Origin of the sequence: Halomonas binhaiensis (genome assembly GCF_008329985.2) — a bacterium.
GTDB lineage: Bacteria > Pseudomonadota > Gammaproteobacteria > Pseudomonadales > Halomonadaceae > Halomonas > Halomonas binhaiensis.
This window is the reverse complement of record NZ_CP038437.2, coordinates 3,598,392-3,613,342: the sequence shown is the minus strand read 5'-3', so window position 1 is coordinate 3,613,342 and position 14,951 is coordinate 3,598,392. Positions and strand designations below refer to the sequence as shown.

The window sequence follows — 14,951 nt, the reverse complement described above, 5'->3', positions numbered from 1 at the left end:
AGCCGTCAGGCCTATTGAGATGAGAACATCAGGAGTGCGTCAATGAATCAGCGCGTGAAGGCTTCCCCCGCCACGCCAGCTCCGCGTCAGGGCAAGAACGGTGATGGAGCTGAACGTCATGAAGCGATTCACCGTTCGATCAGTGATGCGATCATTGAACATCGTCTCAAGCCTGGAGCCCGGCTCCGGGAAGATGCCCTGGCCGAGGTCTTTGGGGTCAGCCGTACCGGGATTCGCAAGATCCTCCAGCGTTTGGCACTGGAGCAACTGGTCACGTTGACGCCGCGGCGCGGCGCTAGTGTCACGCGACCTACTGCGGAAGAGGCCAAGGATGTCTTTGATGCACGGCAGATGATCGAATGTGGACTGATGCCGGAAATTGCCCGCCGTATTACCAGCAGTGACATTGCCAAACTACGGGACATGGCCCAGCGTGAGCGCGAGGCGCTGCAGTCAGGTGAGCAGAGTTCCGCTATTCGCCTGTCCGCTGACTTCCACTCTTACCTGGCCGGCATCTCCGGCAACCGTACTCTGGCAGACTTCGTCGAGCGTCTATGCTCGCGTTCGTCGCTGATTCTTGCAGTCTATGGCAATACCGGCCATCTGGGGTGCGAGTCTCACGATCATCAGGATCTGATCAACTATCTGGCCGAAGGCAAGGGAGAGCGTGCTCAGGCATTCATGAGCCGGCATCTCAAGGCAATCGAAGCCTCGCTGTCGATCGTGGAAGAAGAGAACGAGGCGCCCGACCTGTTCGATATCTTCGCGAGTTAGGCGCCTGTCCCTGCTCAAAGGGAGATAGCCCAGTCTCCATGCCATCCATGGCGATCATGACAATCATGACAAAGACAAGCCCCGGCCTGGTAGCCGGGGCTTGAGCATGTGGCATGCTGACAGGAGAAGTTTCCTTGTCAGAACCTCTTCATTGGGCGGGAGCCGTGACTGCTTGGCTGCGCATCAAGGCCAGGTAGAGGATGCCTCCCAGGGCTGCGCCCATCATCCAGCCGAAGCCAGCCAGGCTTTCCATTGCAGGCACCACTACCGTCGAAAGCGAGAACATGGCTGCCAGACCGAAGGCAACCAGGCCGCGAATGTTCCAGCCGTTGGTATAGGTATAGGCATCCCCTTCACGTGCCGAAAACAGTGCCTGTACATCCAGTTTGCCACCCTTGATGAGGTAGTAGTCAACGACGATGATGCCGTAGAAAGGCGCGACAATGGCACCTACGGCGTTGACGAAACCGGGGACACCGATCTGGCTGATCACTGATACCCAAAGAGCACCGACCACCAGTGCGACACAGGCGGTAATCAGCCCGCCGGTACGAAAGCTGATGTGGCGCGGGAACAGGTTGGCCAGGTCGTAGGCCGGGGGAATGAAATTGGCGACCAGGTTGATCCCGACAGTAGCCGCGAAGAAGGTGACTGCGGCGAGCAGGGTCAAGGGCAGGGCGTCGACTCGCTCGACAATGTCGGTCGGATTGGTCAGCGCCTCCCCGAACAGCACCACGGTACCGGCGGTAATGATCAAGGCAATGAAGGAGAAGAACGCCACATTGAGTGGCAGGCCAAGGAGGTTGCCGAGTTTCATCTGACGTTCGGTTCTGACAAAGCGGGTGAAGTCACCAAAGTTGATCACCACCGCTGCGAAGTAGGCCACCATGGTACCGACGATGGCAGCAAAGGCTGCGATACCGCCCTGGCCTTCACCTTGAGCAGTGAATATTTCACTGACAGCAGGCAGCAACTGGTCGCCTGCTTCCCACCAGACAATGCCCATCAACACCACCATCACCACATAGACCAGGGGACCGGCCCAGTTGAGGAAGTGCTTGATGCGCTCGATGCCAGCCCAGAAGATTGCCATCTGGAACAGCCATACCAACAGGAAAGACAGCCAGGCTACCGGAGACAGTCCAAGCATTCCGCTACCGCCATCACTACCGATCAACGCCGTGATCATCAGGGTCACAGCAGTGGAGGCAAAGTAGGTCTGTACGCCATACCAGAAGATTCCCACGACGGCTCTCAGCAGTGCTGGCAGGTTGGAGCCTCGAACTCCCATGCTGGCACGTATCATCACCGGGAAGGGGATGCCGTAGCGCACACTGGGCGAGCCAGTGAGATTGACCAGGAACATGACGATCACACCCGCCAGGATAATGGCCGCCATCACGGCCCAGCCGTTGAGGTTGTAGCTGAGGAACAGGGAAGCCGCGAGGGTGTAGCCGAACAGGCTCTGGATATCGTTGGACCACACGTTGAAGATTTCGAAGGCCCCCCAGTTGCGCTTGCTGTGGGGCAGCGGTGCAAGGTCTTCGTTGTACAACGAAGGATCGGCACGCGATGTGTCGATGGTCAGATCATCTTGGGACATTGTCACCGTCCTTTTGTCATTATCGGCGGCACCCAGTGAACGCCTGGCAGGCGTTCACTGGGGGTGGTGGTGTCTGGGGCTGAATATCATTCAGCGAAGCGGCGGCAGGTCGGCCAGTACTGCATCAGCAGCCAGTAAGTCAGCCCGGCAGGAATCAGGCTGGCATACCAGGACACGGTTGGCATGCTGAAGGCTGCGAGCACCCCGACTGCAGTGGCGACCAGAGCGGCCAGGTTGATACCACGATAAGGGCCGTTCTCATCGTAGAGTTTTGCCAGATCCAGCGTGCGGCGGCGAATCAGGTAGTAGTCGACTATCAGTACCGCGAAGATCGGTCCAAGGAAGGAAGAGTAGGTCTGGACGAAGACCTGCAGGCCAGCCGCGGACTCATCCTTGACCAGCTCCCAGGGGAAGGTGGCGAAGGCCAGCAATCCGACGACGACACTGGCCTTGCGATAGCTCAGCTTGAAGGTATCCATCAGGACATAGGTAGGGGGTACCACGTTGTTGAGTACGTTGGTGGTGACCTGGGCAAAGGCAATGAACAGCAGAGTGGTCATCAGCAGAGGTGTGTTGTCCACCGCATTGGAGAACACCTTGATTGGATCGGCCACGCCGGTAGCTTCCGAGACCATGAAGCCAATCAGGCCCATGAACAGGGTGCAAGGCAGGATAGACATGGCGTAGATCGTGGTCAGCAGGCCCGGGCCTGTGCCTTTCTTGTGTTCACGAGCGTAGTCGCTGACATTGAGTATCATGGTCGAGTAGATACCCAGGAACAGCATGGTGGCACCCCAGAATGGCAGGCCCCAGGAGCCTTCCATGGTGATCAGGTTGGCCGACAGGGTGTCTCCGTAGCGCACGACAGTGCTGTAGAACATGTATACCAGTGAGGCGAGGATGAAGCCGCTACCGATGTTCTCCAGCCACTTGATGCCCTGAAAGCCGGTGACCGAGAGAGCAATCTGCAAGAACTGGAAGCCGATGAAGAACACGATCAGGTTGTCGTAACCAAACAGTGTCGCCGATACAAGGTTAAGGGCCCCGGCCCCGATCCAGCTCTGGAAGCCATACCAGACAATGGCAGGCACCGCACGGACCAGCCCCGGTAGACGAGTTCCCTGGAAGCCGAAGGCACTGCGCGCCTGCACCATGAAGGGGATGCCGTACTTGTAGCCAGCGGCACCATTCAGAGCCAGCGCAATCCCGATGACGAAGCAACCGATAGCGATGGCCAAGGTCGCCTGAATCAGATTGAGTGTGCCGACGACGCTGGAACCCATGGTGAAGGTGCCGATGGATACGCAGCCTCCGAACCAGGCCAGCAGGTAGGAGGTACGCCCCATGATGCGGGTTTTCTGGGGGGCCAGGGACTCATCGCCCACCCCCTTGGTACCTGTGGCCGCGGCGTTGGCCTCGGACGATGTTGATGTGCTTGTAGAGGTCATGTTGGGAGCCTCATGTTGTGGTTGTTATGTTGGTGTCCTGGGGAGGGAGTAGGCTCCATCCCCGGTGTTGTCTAGCTATTCCTGCGGTTGAGGTCGAGGTCGGACAAGTGGGCATAGTGGCCGGTAAAGGGCTTTGGACGCGGGAAAGCCAGGTCTCCGACCTTGGAGGTAGCAAGTTTCAGGCCAACCAGGGCCTCAGCCAGCTTCACCGCTGCAGTGACGCCTTCCACCACCGGGAGGCCGACTTCTCGACTGATGGTGTCGGTCAGGTTGGCCATGCCACCACAGCCCAGCACGATGGCGCCGATGCCGTCTTCATCCCGGGCTCGAATGCCTTCCTCGATGATCTTCTCAAGGGCGCGATCGCTGTCATCTTCCAGGTCCAGTACAGGAATTTCCGCTGCACGCACGCGGCGACAGTGATGGCGGAAGCCGTATTGGTCGAGCAGATGCTCGGCGATGATCACGGTACGTCCGAGTGTGGTGACCACCGAGAAACGCGTGCTGATCAATGTCGCCATATGGAAGGCGGCTTCGGCGATGCCAATGACGGGGGCTCGAGTGGCTTCACGGGCGGCCAGTAGCCCCGGGTCGCCGAAGCAGGCCAGGACATAAGCGTCTGGTTGATCCGTCTCCTGGTCCAGGCGCAGGATTTCATCCAGGACGCCGACTGCGCTGATGGCCTCGTCGAAATGGCCCTCAATGGATACCGGGCCGCTGATGGGCTGAGATGCGGTGATACGAGTGTCTGCAGCGGCGATGGTGACGCCCGCGTTGCGGATGGTCTCGGTCATGCCCGAGGTGGTATTGGGATTGATCAGGTGGATGCGCATAGGTAAAAAGTCTCGAGTACGGAATTTTTTATCTTTGTACACAAAATAGACCGGCATCGAATACGGTTCAAGCATGCGAGAGAAAAATATCGCAAGGTTTTAAAAAGCGTTTAAAAACAGATAATTATTGATTTTATTTGACTGCTATTGAAATGGTTGTCAGGCGTGATCACTTTTATTGTTCATCTTTTCTTTCAACTCATGTGCTGCATTTTCTGTATTTTTGTATACAAAAATGATTGGAAAAATCAGTAACTACTCGTCATTACTGGATTTAATGTCGCTCAATGGCTTCTGAGCCATGAAAAGCGCTTGATGTCACGTTGGATACAGTCTATCTTTTCTTTGTATACATAAGCTGGCAGCTAAAAGCTCAGCGACACCAACAATATATCGGCATGCCGAAGAATCGCGTCCTGACAGGACGCGATGGCTTGACAGGAGATGATCATGAGCACGCTTTCCTCTTCTTCCTACCCGCGCGACTTGATCGGCTATGGGCGCACGCCACCGGAGGCCAACTGGCCGGGCAAGGCCAGGATTGCCGTCCAGTTCGTACTCAACTACGAAGAAGGTGGGGAGAACTGCGTGCTGCATGGAGATGCAGGTTCTGAGCAGTTTCTTTCCGAAATCATCGGGGCAGATGCCTACCCAGACCGTCACCTGAGCATGGAGTCCATCTATGAATACGGCTCGCGTGCGGGAGTCTGGCGCATCCTGCGTGAGTTCGAACGCCGTGGCCTGCCGCTGACCGTCTTTGGCGTGGCGATGGCTCTGGAGCGTCATCCGGAAGTGGCCCATGCCTTCAAGGAACTTGGCCATGAAATCGCCTGCCATGGGTACCGCTGGATTCACTATCAGCAGGTAGCTGAGTCAGTCGAACGCGAACACATGCGCAAGGCCATCGAAATCTTCGAAAACCTCTACGGCGAACGTCCGTTGGGCTGGTATACCGGACGCGACAGCCCCAACACCCGTCGTCTGGTGCTGGATGAAGGCAGCTTCCTTTATGACAGCGATTATTACGGAGATGACCTGCCGTTCTGGACGCGTGAGGCCGACAGTCAAGGCCAGGAGCGTTCCCATCTGGTCGTGCCTTACACCCTGGACACCAATGACATGCGCTTTGCTGCTCCGCAGGGCTTCAATACGGCAGATCACTTCTTTACCTATCTGCGTGATGCCTTCGATGTGCTTTATGCGGAAGGCGAAGATACGCCGAAGATGCTGTCCATTGGACTGCATTGCCGCCTGATCGGGCGTCCTGGCCGTTTCCGCGCCCTGCAGCGCTTCCTTGATCATATCGAAGCGCATGATCGTGTCTGGGTGACGCGTCGTGTGGATATCGCCCGGCACTGGGCCGAGCATCACCCGGCTCGCTGAGGCAGGTCACAGGTTGTGATGGAAGAACACCGCCAGCAGGATCTGCTGGCGGTGTCGGGAAGGTGCGCTGTCTCAAAAAAACTGTTTGTCTCTAGCAGTCAGCCAACCCAGTGGGTGGCCTGGGCCACGATCAGGAAAGCAAGTGAAATCAGGACCCAGACGCAGAACAGCGGGAAGAAGAATTTCACCCAACGTTGCCACGGTACACCGGCCAATGCCAGGGTCGCCATGAAGTAGCCTGAGGTGGGGTAAAGGATATTGCCGATGCCGTCACCGAGCTGATAGGCCAGTACTGCAGTCTGACGGGTGACGCCGATGAGATCGGACAGAGGAGCCATGATGGGCATGGTCACCAGGGCCTGGCCACTGCCGGAAGGTACGACGAAGTTGAAGGCAAGCTGGGAGAAATACATGCCAGCAGCAGACAGCAGTGTTGGCAGCTCGCCGACCAGGTTACCAAGCCCATGTACCATGGTGTCCATGATCTGGCCGTCTTCAAGCACGACGGCGACACCTCGGGCGATACCGGCGATCATGGCGCCAACCAGTACATCGCGAAAGCCCTGGTTGAAGCCTTCACAGATGTCTTCAGTGCCAAGTCCGGCAATCAGGCCGACGACAATGCCCATGATGATGAACAGGCCGGCCATTTCCATCATGAACCAGCCGTGGGCCAGTACGCCGTACACCAGCAGAGCCATGAAGGCGAATGTTGCGAGGCTGGCAAGCTTCTGGCGCGTTGTAGCGGTCAGCTCACCTTCATCGGCAGCGTGCAGGTAATGGTGGCGCTTCTCGAGTTCCTGGGGATCATCGTGCAGCAGGCTGGCTTCCGGGTTTCGGCTGACCCGGCGCGCATAACGCATCACGAAGAAGATGCCAGCAGCCAGAATGGCGACGAAAGCCAAGGCACGAAGCATGAAGCCGGAATACAGCGGCAGCCCCGAGAGCTGCTGTGCAAGACCGGTGTTGATGGGGTTGAGTACACCGGTAGTGAATCCTGCCGTCGTCGCACAAAGTGCTACGGCCGCCGCCGTGACGGAGTCAAAGCGCAGCGCGATCATCAGCGGCAATATGACAGGAACATAGACCAGCGCCAGTTCCTGGGTACCAATGATGGTGGCGACAAGAGCGAATACCGTCATCAGCACCGGTATCAGCAGCAGGCGTTGGTGGGTGAAACGACGACTGAGCTTGTCGACAGCGAGTTCGATGATACCTGTACGGCGCAACACCATGAACATGCCGCCGATCATGAACGTGAAGAACACCACCTCTCCGGCGCTCATCAGCCCATTGGGAATCGCCTTCATGAAGTCAGTGATTCCCACTGGCGTGCTATCGACGAACTGGAACGACTCAGCGTCGATGGTGATGCGGCCATTGGGACCAGGAACCCGCTCATACTGCCCAGCAGGCACGAAGTAGGTCGCAATCGATGCCAGGGCAATGAAGATGAACAGAATGACATAGATATGGGGTATGCGCAGCGAGCGTTTCTTGCTGGCTGTTGTACTGTTGGTCGGGGTCTGCATGGGGCCCTCGCATGTTATTGGACTTGATAGGGGCTCTTGTACAAGAGGAGATGCACGGCACCGACGAATGATCATGGCATCGAGAGGAGCAGGGGATCCTTCGATGACATTTTTACCATCTGTCGATTGTGTCGTTTCGCTATTGGATATTAAGATGGAAAATATTTCCACAGTGGCTGGGAATTTTTTTCCATGGACTGGTGCGATACCCACCGCTACCAGGCGAGGCTGGGCGGTAGTGGATGCGCTGCAACGGAGAATCTCTATGCTGGAACTTGTCGCTGGGCCATTGACCCAGGAAGCTTTCGCGCCTTTCGGGGACATCATCGATGCCCGTACTTCCGAGCACTTCCCGATCAATGCCGGTCGTACTCAGCGCCATCATGACCTGGCCCAGGTCGAAACGCTGGGGGAAAACGCCCGACCTTTGATCAGCATCTTTGTCAGCCAGCCGATCACGCTGCCGTTGGCATTGACCTTTCTCGAGCGCCATCCTCTAGGCAGTCAGGCTTTCATGCCTCTGCACGAGGAACGCTTCATTATCGTGGTGGCCCCACCTGGCGATCGTATAGATCCTGCAGAAGTACGTGCCTTTGTCACTGATGGTCGCCAAGGCGTCAATTATCGCGCAGGAACCTGGCATGCCATCCAGTCGGTACTCGAACGCGAAGGGGAGTTCCTGGTTGTCGATCGTGGTGGCGATGGCAACAACTGTGATGAGTATCCGTTGGACATTCGTGTCACCCTTGCCTGATCAGATATCCGTGCGACACATGTCAATAGCAAGAATATCAACGACATAAGCGCTCGCAATATCATCACCAACAAGACATATCCGAGAAAGACTATGAGCACAGCCAAACCGAATCGCACCTATTATGCTCCCCATGGCGGTCATCCCGACCAGAAGGTCATGACCACTGACCGTGCCATGTTCACCGAAGCCTTTGCGGTGATCCCGAAAGGGGTTTACCGAGATATCGTCACCAGCAGGCTGCCGCATTGGGACAATACCCGTTTGTGGGTGCTGTCGCGGCCGTTGTCTGGTTTTGCCGAGACTTTCTCCCAATACATCATGGAAGTCTCACCGGGCGGTGGCAGTGAACGTCCTGAAAGCGACCCGGGTGCTGAAGGTGTGCTGTTCGTGGTGGAAGGCGAAATGGCGCTGACCATTTCTGGCGAGAAGCACCGTATGGCGCCGGGCGGCTACGCATTCATTCCGCCAGGTAGTGATTGGCAGTTGCGCAATGAGTCAGATGCAGCGGTGCGCTTTCACTGGATTCGCAAGGCGTATGAAAAGGTCGATGGCATCGATGTACCGGAGGCTTTCGTGGTCAACGAGAATGACATCGCGCCTTCCGTGATGCCTGACTGCAATGAGGTCTGGGCAACCACTCGCTTCGTTGACCCGGAAGACATGCGTCACGACATGCATGTGACGATCGTCACTTTCCAGCCGGGCGGGGTGATTCCTTTCGATGAGACCCATGTCATGGAACATGGTCTCTACGTGCTGGAAGGCAAGGCGGTCTATCACCTCAACCAGCAGTGGGTCGAGGTCGAGGCCGGCGATTACATGTGGCTACGCGCCTTCTGCCCTCAGGCATGCTATGCCGGTGGCCCCGGCCCCTTCCGCTATCTGCTGTACAAGGACGTCAACCGTCATATGGCGCTTCCCTACAGCAAGCGCGGCTGACGCCCAGGCGGTATCTATCTCGGACACCCCTCAGGTATCGGATGCCTGGGGGGTGTTGTCGTTTCCATCATTGCCTTTTGGTTCCCGGTTGATGGCGGCAATGGCATCGCCGGTATGGCGAACATGGTCGGAAAGCAGCTGGCGCGCGCGTTCTCCATCGCGGGTCTTGAGGGCCTCGAGAATAGCGCGGTGTTCATCGGTGGACTCTGACCAGCGACCGATGCGGTCCAGGGCCAGATAACGTGCGCGCTCCAGGCGCCCCAGCAGACGGCGATGGGTTTCTTCCAGTACGGGATTCTTGGCTCCGGCTACCAGCAAACCGTGAATGCGCTGGTTGAGGGCGAAATAGGCGTCCCGATCACCCTTTTCCAGAAGTTTTTCCAACTGTTCCTGGAGGGTTTCCAATTGCTTGAGTTCAGTCTTGGTCATGCGTTCGGCCGCCAGGCTGACGGCCAGGCTCTCGATGCCAGCTTCAACCTCGAACAGATGCTCCAGCTCTTGTGGATCGATGAGGCTGACCATCGCATTACGGTTGCGCCTGGGGGTGACCAGGCCATCGCTGGCCAGCATGCTGAGGGCTTCACGCAAGGGGGTACGGGAGATGCCGAGCTGTTCACATAGCGCAGGTTCGACGATGCGGGCCCCGGGGGGCAATTCGCCGTGAACAATCATTTGCTGTAGCACCTGATAGGCTTCCTGGGCCAGGGAGGTGCTTTGGATACGGCGCCGATGAGAGGCTGCATCGACAGCAGAAGTCGCATTGCTATCCATTGTCATAGCGAAACCTTATAGGTGAGCTGGCGAGAGGCATGGCATGTATTCAGTATACTTTGTGTTTTTATGGGCCGGGAAGGCCGCCGGAATCCCGGTGGCGATGATCACTATGTTGCCATGGGACACGTTAGTGCGCTGCCTGCAGACTGGTGAGTGGCTCCAGTGTGAGTGAATGCTGTATTGGGTCAGGCTCTTTGCGCGGCCAGCGGCTGGCGGCCGACCAATGCGGAGAGCGCTTCTCCCAATCCCTGGCAATCCTTGGCTGGAGGAGGGGAGTAGCTGCCGCCGCGCGGGGTATGAGGTGCCAGGTCCACCATGGCCTGGGCCTGGTGCATGGCACAGGTAACACCGTCCAGAGCAGGAACCGGCAAGCGATGGCTGACGCTGCGGGCAAGCCCGGCCAGGGGCGCTCCAGCGAGAATCAGTACATCAGCACCATCGTCTTGTACTGCCCGCTCGGCCAGCGTCACGAGACGATCTCCCTGGTCTTGCTGGACACGGCCAATATGAGCCAAGGGGTCATCAAGTGCGCGGATGCTGGCCAGGCGCTCGGAAAAGCCGTAGCTGGCAATGGTTTCCCGGTACCAGGACTGGATGCGCTGAGAAATGGCGATGACCGAGAAGCGGCTGCCCTGCTGGCAAGCACAAACCAGTGCTGATTCGGTCATTCCCGCTACCGGGATGGGCAGCATCTCGCGCAATGCAGGTAAGCCTGGGTCGCCAAAGGCCGCAACGATGACGGCATCGTGCTGGTCGTGTTGCTCTGCGGCGATCTGCATGGCGGCATAGCCGCCGATCTGCGCTTCGGCCCGAGTCTCGATATAAGCCACGCCGAAAGGTGCCGTAGCCATGGTCAATATGCTGCCTGGGCGGGCACTGCGGCGTGCTTCGTCCTCGATCAGGCGGGTGACGTCATGGGAGATATTGGGGTTGATGACGAGTAGTTTCATAGCGTGCTCCAGTGTTTGATTTTTTTCTTAGTAGCCCAGAGCGCGCGGCAGCCAGGTGACGATGCTCGGGAAGGCGATGCAGGCAGCCAGGACGGCGTACTGAAACAAGATGAAGGGCCAGGCGCTCTTCATCAGTTCGTTGAGGCTGATCTTGGAAATGCCGCACATCACGAACAGCAGAACGCCCACGGGTGGCGTCATCATGCCGACCACCAGGTTCATCACGAACAGGAAGCCGAACAGCAGGGGATCGATGCCATAGGCCAGGGCAATGGGAGCCAGCAAAGGAACGAGCATGATGTAGGCAGCGTTCGACTCGATGAACATGCCGACCCCGATCAGCAGCGCCATGACCAGCAGCAGGAATACCAGCGGATCGGAAGTGACATTCTGCAGCCAGCTTGTCAGTTGCATCGGAATCAGGTCGATGGTGAAGGCAAAGGTCATCGTCGAAGCGAAGGCAATCAATGCGCCAACCATGGCCGCGGTGACAGCGGCATTGAACATTGCCTTGGGCAGGTCAGACAGGCGTAGCTGGCGGGTGACGAAAAAGCCGATTAATAGTGCATAGATAACCGCGATGGCAGCGCCTTCAGTGGGAGTGAAGGCGCCCACGACGATGCCCCCAACCACCACGATAGGCATCAGCAGGATCGGAAGGGCACGCCAGGTCTGGATCAGCACATGTCGCAGTCCAATGGACCCTCCGGCCAGAGGGTAGCGGCGGCGCATGGCGATGAAGCTTGCCAGGCCCATGAAGCCTAGTGCGAGGATGATCCCAGGTATTACTCCGGCCATGAACAGGCCTCCCACCGATACACTGGAGCCTGCCATCAGGGCATACACGATCATGGCATTGCTGGGGGGAATGATGGCGCCCAGGTTAGCCGCAGATGCCACTACGGCACTGCTGTAGCCGGTATCGTATTGCTGGCGCATGGAGGGTACCAGGGAACTGCCCAAGGCACTGGCGCTGGCGACGGCTGCCCCGCTGACTGCCGCGAGTACCATGCCTGCAACAATAGCCACATGGGCCAGGCCTCCATGCACTCGCCCGATCAAGGAGTTGGCGAAATCCACCAGGCGTTGCAGGATGCCTGCGGCAACCATCAATTCCCCGGCCAGCATGAACAGGGGAATGGCCATCAACGGAAAGCTATTGACTGAGTGCATCATGCGTTGGGGAAGCACGGAAAAGTCCATGCCGCCCACATAGAGTCCGACGAGAGAAGCCAGGCCGAGAGCAAAGGCCAGCGGCATGCGCAGCAAAGCGAAGCCGAGGAAGGTGAAGACGATAGCTGGTGTCATCAGTTGGAGCCTCCATGCTGGCGGGAGGGCGGGGCTGACAGTGGCTCGCTGGGCAGCGGTTCGAGATGGAAGGCCTGAGCAATCAAGTGCAGGCAGCTGTGGCCGGCACATACCAGCACGGCAATGTAGAACACGGCAGCGGTGACCGGCAGGGTCGGCATCAATTCCTGCCACTTGTCTGCAACGGCGCCAAGGCTGATCCAGAACAGGGCAGCCATGAAAACGGCACAGATGAGTGCCATTACACGTGCCAATGCCTGTTGAATGGCGCTGGGCAGGGCGCTCACCAGTGCATCGATACCGACATGGATACCGATCTTGATGCCATGGGGTATCGCCAGAAAGATGGCCCATACGAAGAACAGCCGGGAGAGCTCATCGGCGGAATCGATGGAGGTGCCGAAAAGATAACGGGCACACACCTGCAGGGATACCAGTACTGTCATGACCGCCATCGATACCAGAATGGCGTAATAGGAAGTGCGATCAAGCAGGGCCAGGAAATGCAGATAATGACGTGCCACAGGACTGGAAGCGTGTGCTTCCAGCCGGTGCCAGGCGGGCGTCATGACTGCAGCTCCTCGAGCACTCGGTCGATCAGTTCGGCGCCAATCTTGTCGCGCAGTTCATCCACTACGCCCTGGCTTGCTTCACGCAATGCTGTGCGAGTTTCGGGGCTGAGAGGGGTGAATTGCATGCCACGTTCGATCAGTGCTTCACGCGCTGCTTCATCTTCCTCGGCAGCGGTGGTGCGTTGCCAGGCTACCGCTTTGGCCATGGCGTCACGTACGGCTTGCTGTTGTTCATCACCTAGTGCGTTGAACTTGTCGCGATTGGCGACCACCACGATGTAGTCATAGAAATGTCCTGTGTCCGACAGGTATTTCTGTACCTCATCGAGCCGTTTGGTGCTGATGATGCTGTAGGGGTTCTCCTGGCCATCGAGAACGTTCTGCTGCAGTGCCCCATAAACTTCGTTGATATCCATGGAGACAGGGTTGGCACCAATGGCACGGAAGGTATCGAGGTGGGTCTGGTTGGGCTGCAGGCGGATCTTGAGATCCTGGAAGTCGTCGATGGATTCTATGGGCCGCACATTGTTGGTCACGTGGCGAAAGCCCAGCTCCATGTAGCCCAGAGCAATAAAACCTTTCTCGGCGAGCTTTGCATCGATCAGGTCACCCACCTCGCCATCGATCAAGGCAAAGGCATCCTCGCGGCTGTCGATCGCGAATGGCAGGCCCAGGGCTTCAAGTTCGGGAACGGTGCGTGACAGATAGGAAATGCCGATCCAGGTGCCCATGATGGCGCCGGAGCTGACCTGGTCGACGTTCTCGCCGGCTCCTCCTAGCTGCATGTCAGGAAACAGCTGAGCCTGCAGCTCTCCGTCGGTACGTTCTGCCAGTTCTTCCTTGAACATCTCCATGGCACGGCTGCTGGAATGGTCAGCGGTGAAGTTGCCACCAAAGCGCAGGGTTTCGGCTCCTGCCAGGAAAGGGGCACTTAGCCCCAGGGCCATCAGCAGGGCGGAACCATAGCGAGGAATACGTCTTGTTGTCATGGGGATGTCCTTTGCTGCGGTGTTGTTGATCTTGTTGGTAGCGGCAGCTGCGGTGATTCACAGCACCGTTGCAAGAACACCATAGGTCAGAACATGACGGAACACAAAATACTGAATACTATTTTTTTATTTCTACATATAAAACATTTGCTTATGTATTTTTTAAAAATACGATGGATAGATATCATAGTGTTCTAATGTTTGTTATCTATTTGATTTTTAAATTGTATTCATGGTTGTGACCGAAAAGCGGGTGATCAAGAGAGATTGCCAAGTGGGTTGCAAAATTCAGAACTTGTGCAAGGCTAGATATCCAGTATTTAGTATTCGGTATACCAAATTCTGGTGCGATAACGACAACAAGCACAGAGGCCAAGTTCATGCAGCGCACGCTTATCGGGATGTTGACCCCTTCTTCCAACACCGTCCTTGAACCCTGTACATCGGCCTTGCTGAGCGACTTGACGCCTTCTGTCACGGCCCATTTCCAGCGTTTCAGGGTCAAGGAAATCTCATTGGCTGAGGCTGCGCTGGCCCAGTTCGACCCGGCTCCGCAACTGGAAGCTGCAAGCCTGCTCAGTGATGCGTGCATGGACGTCATCGCCTGGAATGGTACGTCGGCCGCTTGGCTGGGCTTTGATAGCGACCGTAGGCTTTGTTCTGCCATTACGGAAACCACCGGCATACCGGCGACAAGCTGTGTGTTGGCGTTGAACGAGATTCTGCAACGTACCGCAGTGAGTCGGTTGGGGCTGGTAACGCCTTATCTGGATGATATCCAGGCCAGGATCATTGCCAATTATCGTGATGAGGGGATCGAGGTGGTCGCCGAGCGCCATCTGAATGACCGTGGCAAGGCCCGGCCTCAGGCCATCACGATCCTCTGTACCAACCTGCGCGGGGCTGGAATCGTCGCGGCACTGGAGCAGGAAATCGGTATTCCCATCTACGACTCGGTCAGTGTCACGGTGTGGAAGACGCTGGTCATGACCGATGTCGATCCTGCGCGGATACAGGGGTGGGGCGAGTTGTTCCAGGACCCGCGCCTGGCCTCATGACGCTATCCCGGTACGCATTTTCCACACGTAT

14 protein-coding genes are annotated in these 14,951 nt (G+C 57.3%); 5 read left to right on the top strand and 9 right to left on the bottom strand.

Features of this window, described 5'->3' with window-relative positions:
• Positions 1-42: 42 nt before the first annotated feature.
• Entirely contained in the window at positions 43-774 is a 732-nt protein-coding gene (locus tag E4T21_RS15800) for a GntR family transcriptional regulator (RefSeq protein WP_149285959.1), read from the top strand.
• A 148-nt stretch (positions 775-922) separates the two neighbouring features.
• Here E4T21_RS15800 and E4T21_RS15795 read toward each other — a convergent pair whose 3' ends face one another.
• The 3 genes from E4T21_RS15795 to E4T21_RS15785 form a co-directional block, all read right to left on the bottom strand.
• Positions 923-2,377 (bottom strand): NCS1 family nucleobase:cation symporter-1, encoded by a 1,455-nt coding sequence (locus tag E4T21_RS15795; protein WP_149285958.1) that lies wholly within the window; start codon positions 2,375-2,377, stop codon positions 923-925.
• Between the two features lie 86 nt (positions 2,378-2,463).
• A complete protein-coding gene (locus E4T21_RS15790) occupies positions 2,464-3,825 on the bottom strand; it encodes an NCS1 family transporter (protein ID WP_149285957.1) in 1,362 nt (453 codons plus the stop codon).
• 71 nt (positions 3,826-3,896) lie between these two features.
• Positions 3,897-4,658, bottom strand: coding sequence for an aspartate/glutamate racemase family protein (locus E4T21_RS15785; protein WP_149285956.1), 762 nt, complete (start codon positions 4,656-4,658; stop codon positions 3,897-3,899).
• 450 nt (positions 4,659-5,108) lie between these two features.
• Between E4T21_RS15785 and puuE the strand changes: the two genes are divergently transcribed.
• Positions 5,109-6,041, top strand: coding sequence for an allantoinase PuuE (gene puuE, locus E4T21_RS15780; protein WP_149285955.1), 933 nt, complete (start codon positions 5,109-5,111; stop codon positions 6,039-6,041).
• Between the two features lie 98 nt (positions 6,042-6,139).
• On the opposite strand, the gene E4T21_RS15775 is transcribed toward puuE, so the two are convergent.
• Entirely contained in the window at positions 6,140-7,573 is a 1,434-nt protein-coding gene (locus E4T21_RS15775) for a YfcC family protein (RefSeq protein WP_149285954.1), read from the bottom strand.
• 265 nt (positions 7,574-7,838) lie between these two features.
• Between E4T21_RS15775 and E4T21_RS15770 the strand changes: the two genes are divergently transcribed.
• Both E4T21_RS15770 and E4T21_RS15765 read left to right on the top strand, forming a co-directional pair.
• Positions 7,839-8,327, top strand: coding sequence for an ureidoglycolate lyase (locus E4T21_RS15770; RefSeq protein ID WP_149285953.1), 489 nt, complete (start codon positions 7,839-7,841; stop codon positions 8,325-8,327).
• A gap of 93 nt (positions 8,328-8,420) precedes the next feature.
• A complete protein-coding gene (locus tag E4T21_RS15765; RefSeq protein ID WP_149285952.1) occupies positions 8,421-9,269 on the top strand; it encodes a bifunctional allantoicase/(S)-ureidoglycine aminohydrolase in 849 nt (282 codons plus the stop codon).
• A gap of 30 nt (positions 9,270-9,299) precedes the next feature.
• On the opposite strand, the gene E4T21_RS15760 is transcribed toward E4T21_RS15765, so the two are convergent.
• The 5 genes from E4T21_RS15760 to E4T21_RS15740 form a co-directional block, all read right to left on the bottom strand.
• A complete protein-coding gene (locus E4T21_RS15760) occupies positions 9,300-10,046 on the bottom strand; it encodes a GntR family transcriptional regulator (RefSeq protein WP_205423403.1) in 747 nt (248 codons plus the stop codon).
• Between the two features lie 182 nt (positions 10,047-10,228).
• A complete protein-coding gene (locus E4T21_RS15755) occupies positions 10,229-10,993 on the bottom strand; it encodes an aspartate/glutamate racemase family protein (protein WP_149285951.1) in 765 nt (254 codons plus the stop codon).
• A gap of 27 nt (positions 10,994-11,020) precedes the next feature.
• Complete coding sequence (locus tag E4T21_RS15750; protein WP_149285950.1) at positions 11,021-12,301, bottom strand: TRAP transporter large permease; 1,281 nt, start codon at positions 12,299-12,301, stop codon at positions 11,021-11,023.
• Positions 12,301-12,870: a TRAP transporter small permease gene (locus tag E4T21_RS15745; protein WP_149285949.1), complete on the bottom strand. Its 570-nt coding sequence runs from the start codon at positions 12,868-12,870 to the stop codon at positions 12,301-12,303. The genes E4T21_RS15750 and E4T21_RS15745 overlap by 1 nt, the downstream gene beginning before the upstream one ends.
• On the bottom strand, positions 12,867-13,862 hold the full coding sequence (locus E4T21_RS15740) for a TRAP transporter substrate-binding protein (RefSeq protein WP_149285948.1): 996 nt from the start codon (positions 13,860-13,862) through the stop codon (positions 12,867-12,869). Before E4T21_RS15740 ends, E4T21_RS15745 begins: the two co-directional genes overlap by 4 nt.
• Positions 13,863-14,242: 380 nt before the next feature.
• Here E4T21_RS15740 and E4T21_RS15735 point away from each other — a divergent pair, with 380 nt between their 5' ends.
• Positions 14,243-14,920, top strand: coding sequence for a maleate cis-trans isomerase family protein (locus tag E4T21_RS15735; RefSeq protein WP_149285947.1), 678 nt, complete (start codon positions 14,243-14,245; stop codon positions 14,918-14,920).
• Positions 14,921-14,951: the final 31 nt, after the last annotated feature.

Coding starts and splice junctions, on each gene's coding strand:
- E4T21_RS15790 (WP_149285957.1), bottom strand. CDS start 3,825: ATGACCTCTACAAGCACATCAACATCGTCCGAGGCCAACGCCGCGGCC.
- E4T21_RS15755 (WP_149285951.1), bottom strand. CDS start 10,993: ATGAAACTACTCGTCATCAACCCCAATATCTCCCATGACGTCACCCGC.
- E4T21_RS15800 (WP_149285959.1), top strand. CDS start 43: ATGAATCAGCGCGTGAAGGCTTCCCCCGCCACGCCAGCTCCGCGTCAG.
- E4T21_RS15795 (WP_149285958.1), bottom strand. CDS start 2,377: ATGTCCCAAGATGATCTGACCATCGACACATCGCGTGCCGATCCTTCG.
- E4T21_RS15745 (WP_149285949.1), bottom strand. CDS start 12,870: ATGACGCCCGCCTGGCACCGGCTGGAAGCACACGCTTCCAGTCCTGTG.
- E4T21_RS15750 (WP_149285950.1), bottom strand. CDS start 12,301: ATGACACCAGCTATCGTCTTCACCTTCCTCGGCTTCGCTTTGCTGCGC.
- puuE (WP_149285955.1), top strand. CDS start 5,109: ATGAGCACGCTTTCCTCTTCTTCCTACCCGCGCGACTTGATCGGCTAT.
- E4T21_RS15735 (WP_149285947.1), top strand. CDS start 14,243: ATGCAGCGCACGCTTATCGGGATGTTGACCCCTTCTTCCAACACCGTC.
- E4T21_RS15765 (WP_149285952.1), top strand. CDS start 8,421: ATGAGCACAGCCAAACCGAATCGCACCTATTATGCTCCCCATGGCGGT.
- E4T21_RS15770 (WP_149285953.1), top strand. CDS start 7,839: ATGCTGGAACTTGTCGCTGGGCCATTGACCCAGGAAGCTTTCGCGCCT.
- E4T21_RS15785 (WP_149285956.1), bottom strand. CDS start 4,658: ATGCGCATCCACCTGATCAATCCCAATACCACCTCGGGCATGACCGAG.
- E4T21_RS15760 (WP_205423403.1), bottom strand. CDS start 10,046: ATGACAATGGATAGCAATGCGACTTCTGCTGTCGATGCAGCCTCTCAT.
- E4T21_RS15740 (WP_149285948.1), bottom strand. CDS start 13,862: ATGACAACAAGACGTATTCCTCGCTATGGTTCCGCCCTGCTGATGGCC.
- E4T21_RS15775 (WP_149285954.1), bottom strand. CDS start 7,573: ATGCAGACCCCGACCAACAGTACAACAGCCAGCAAGAAACGCTCGCTG.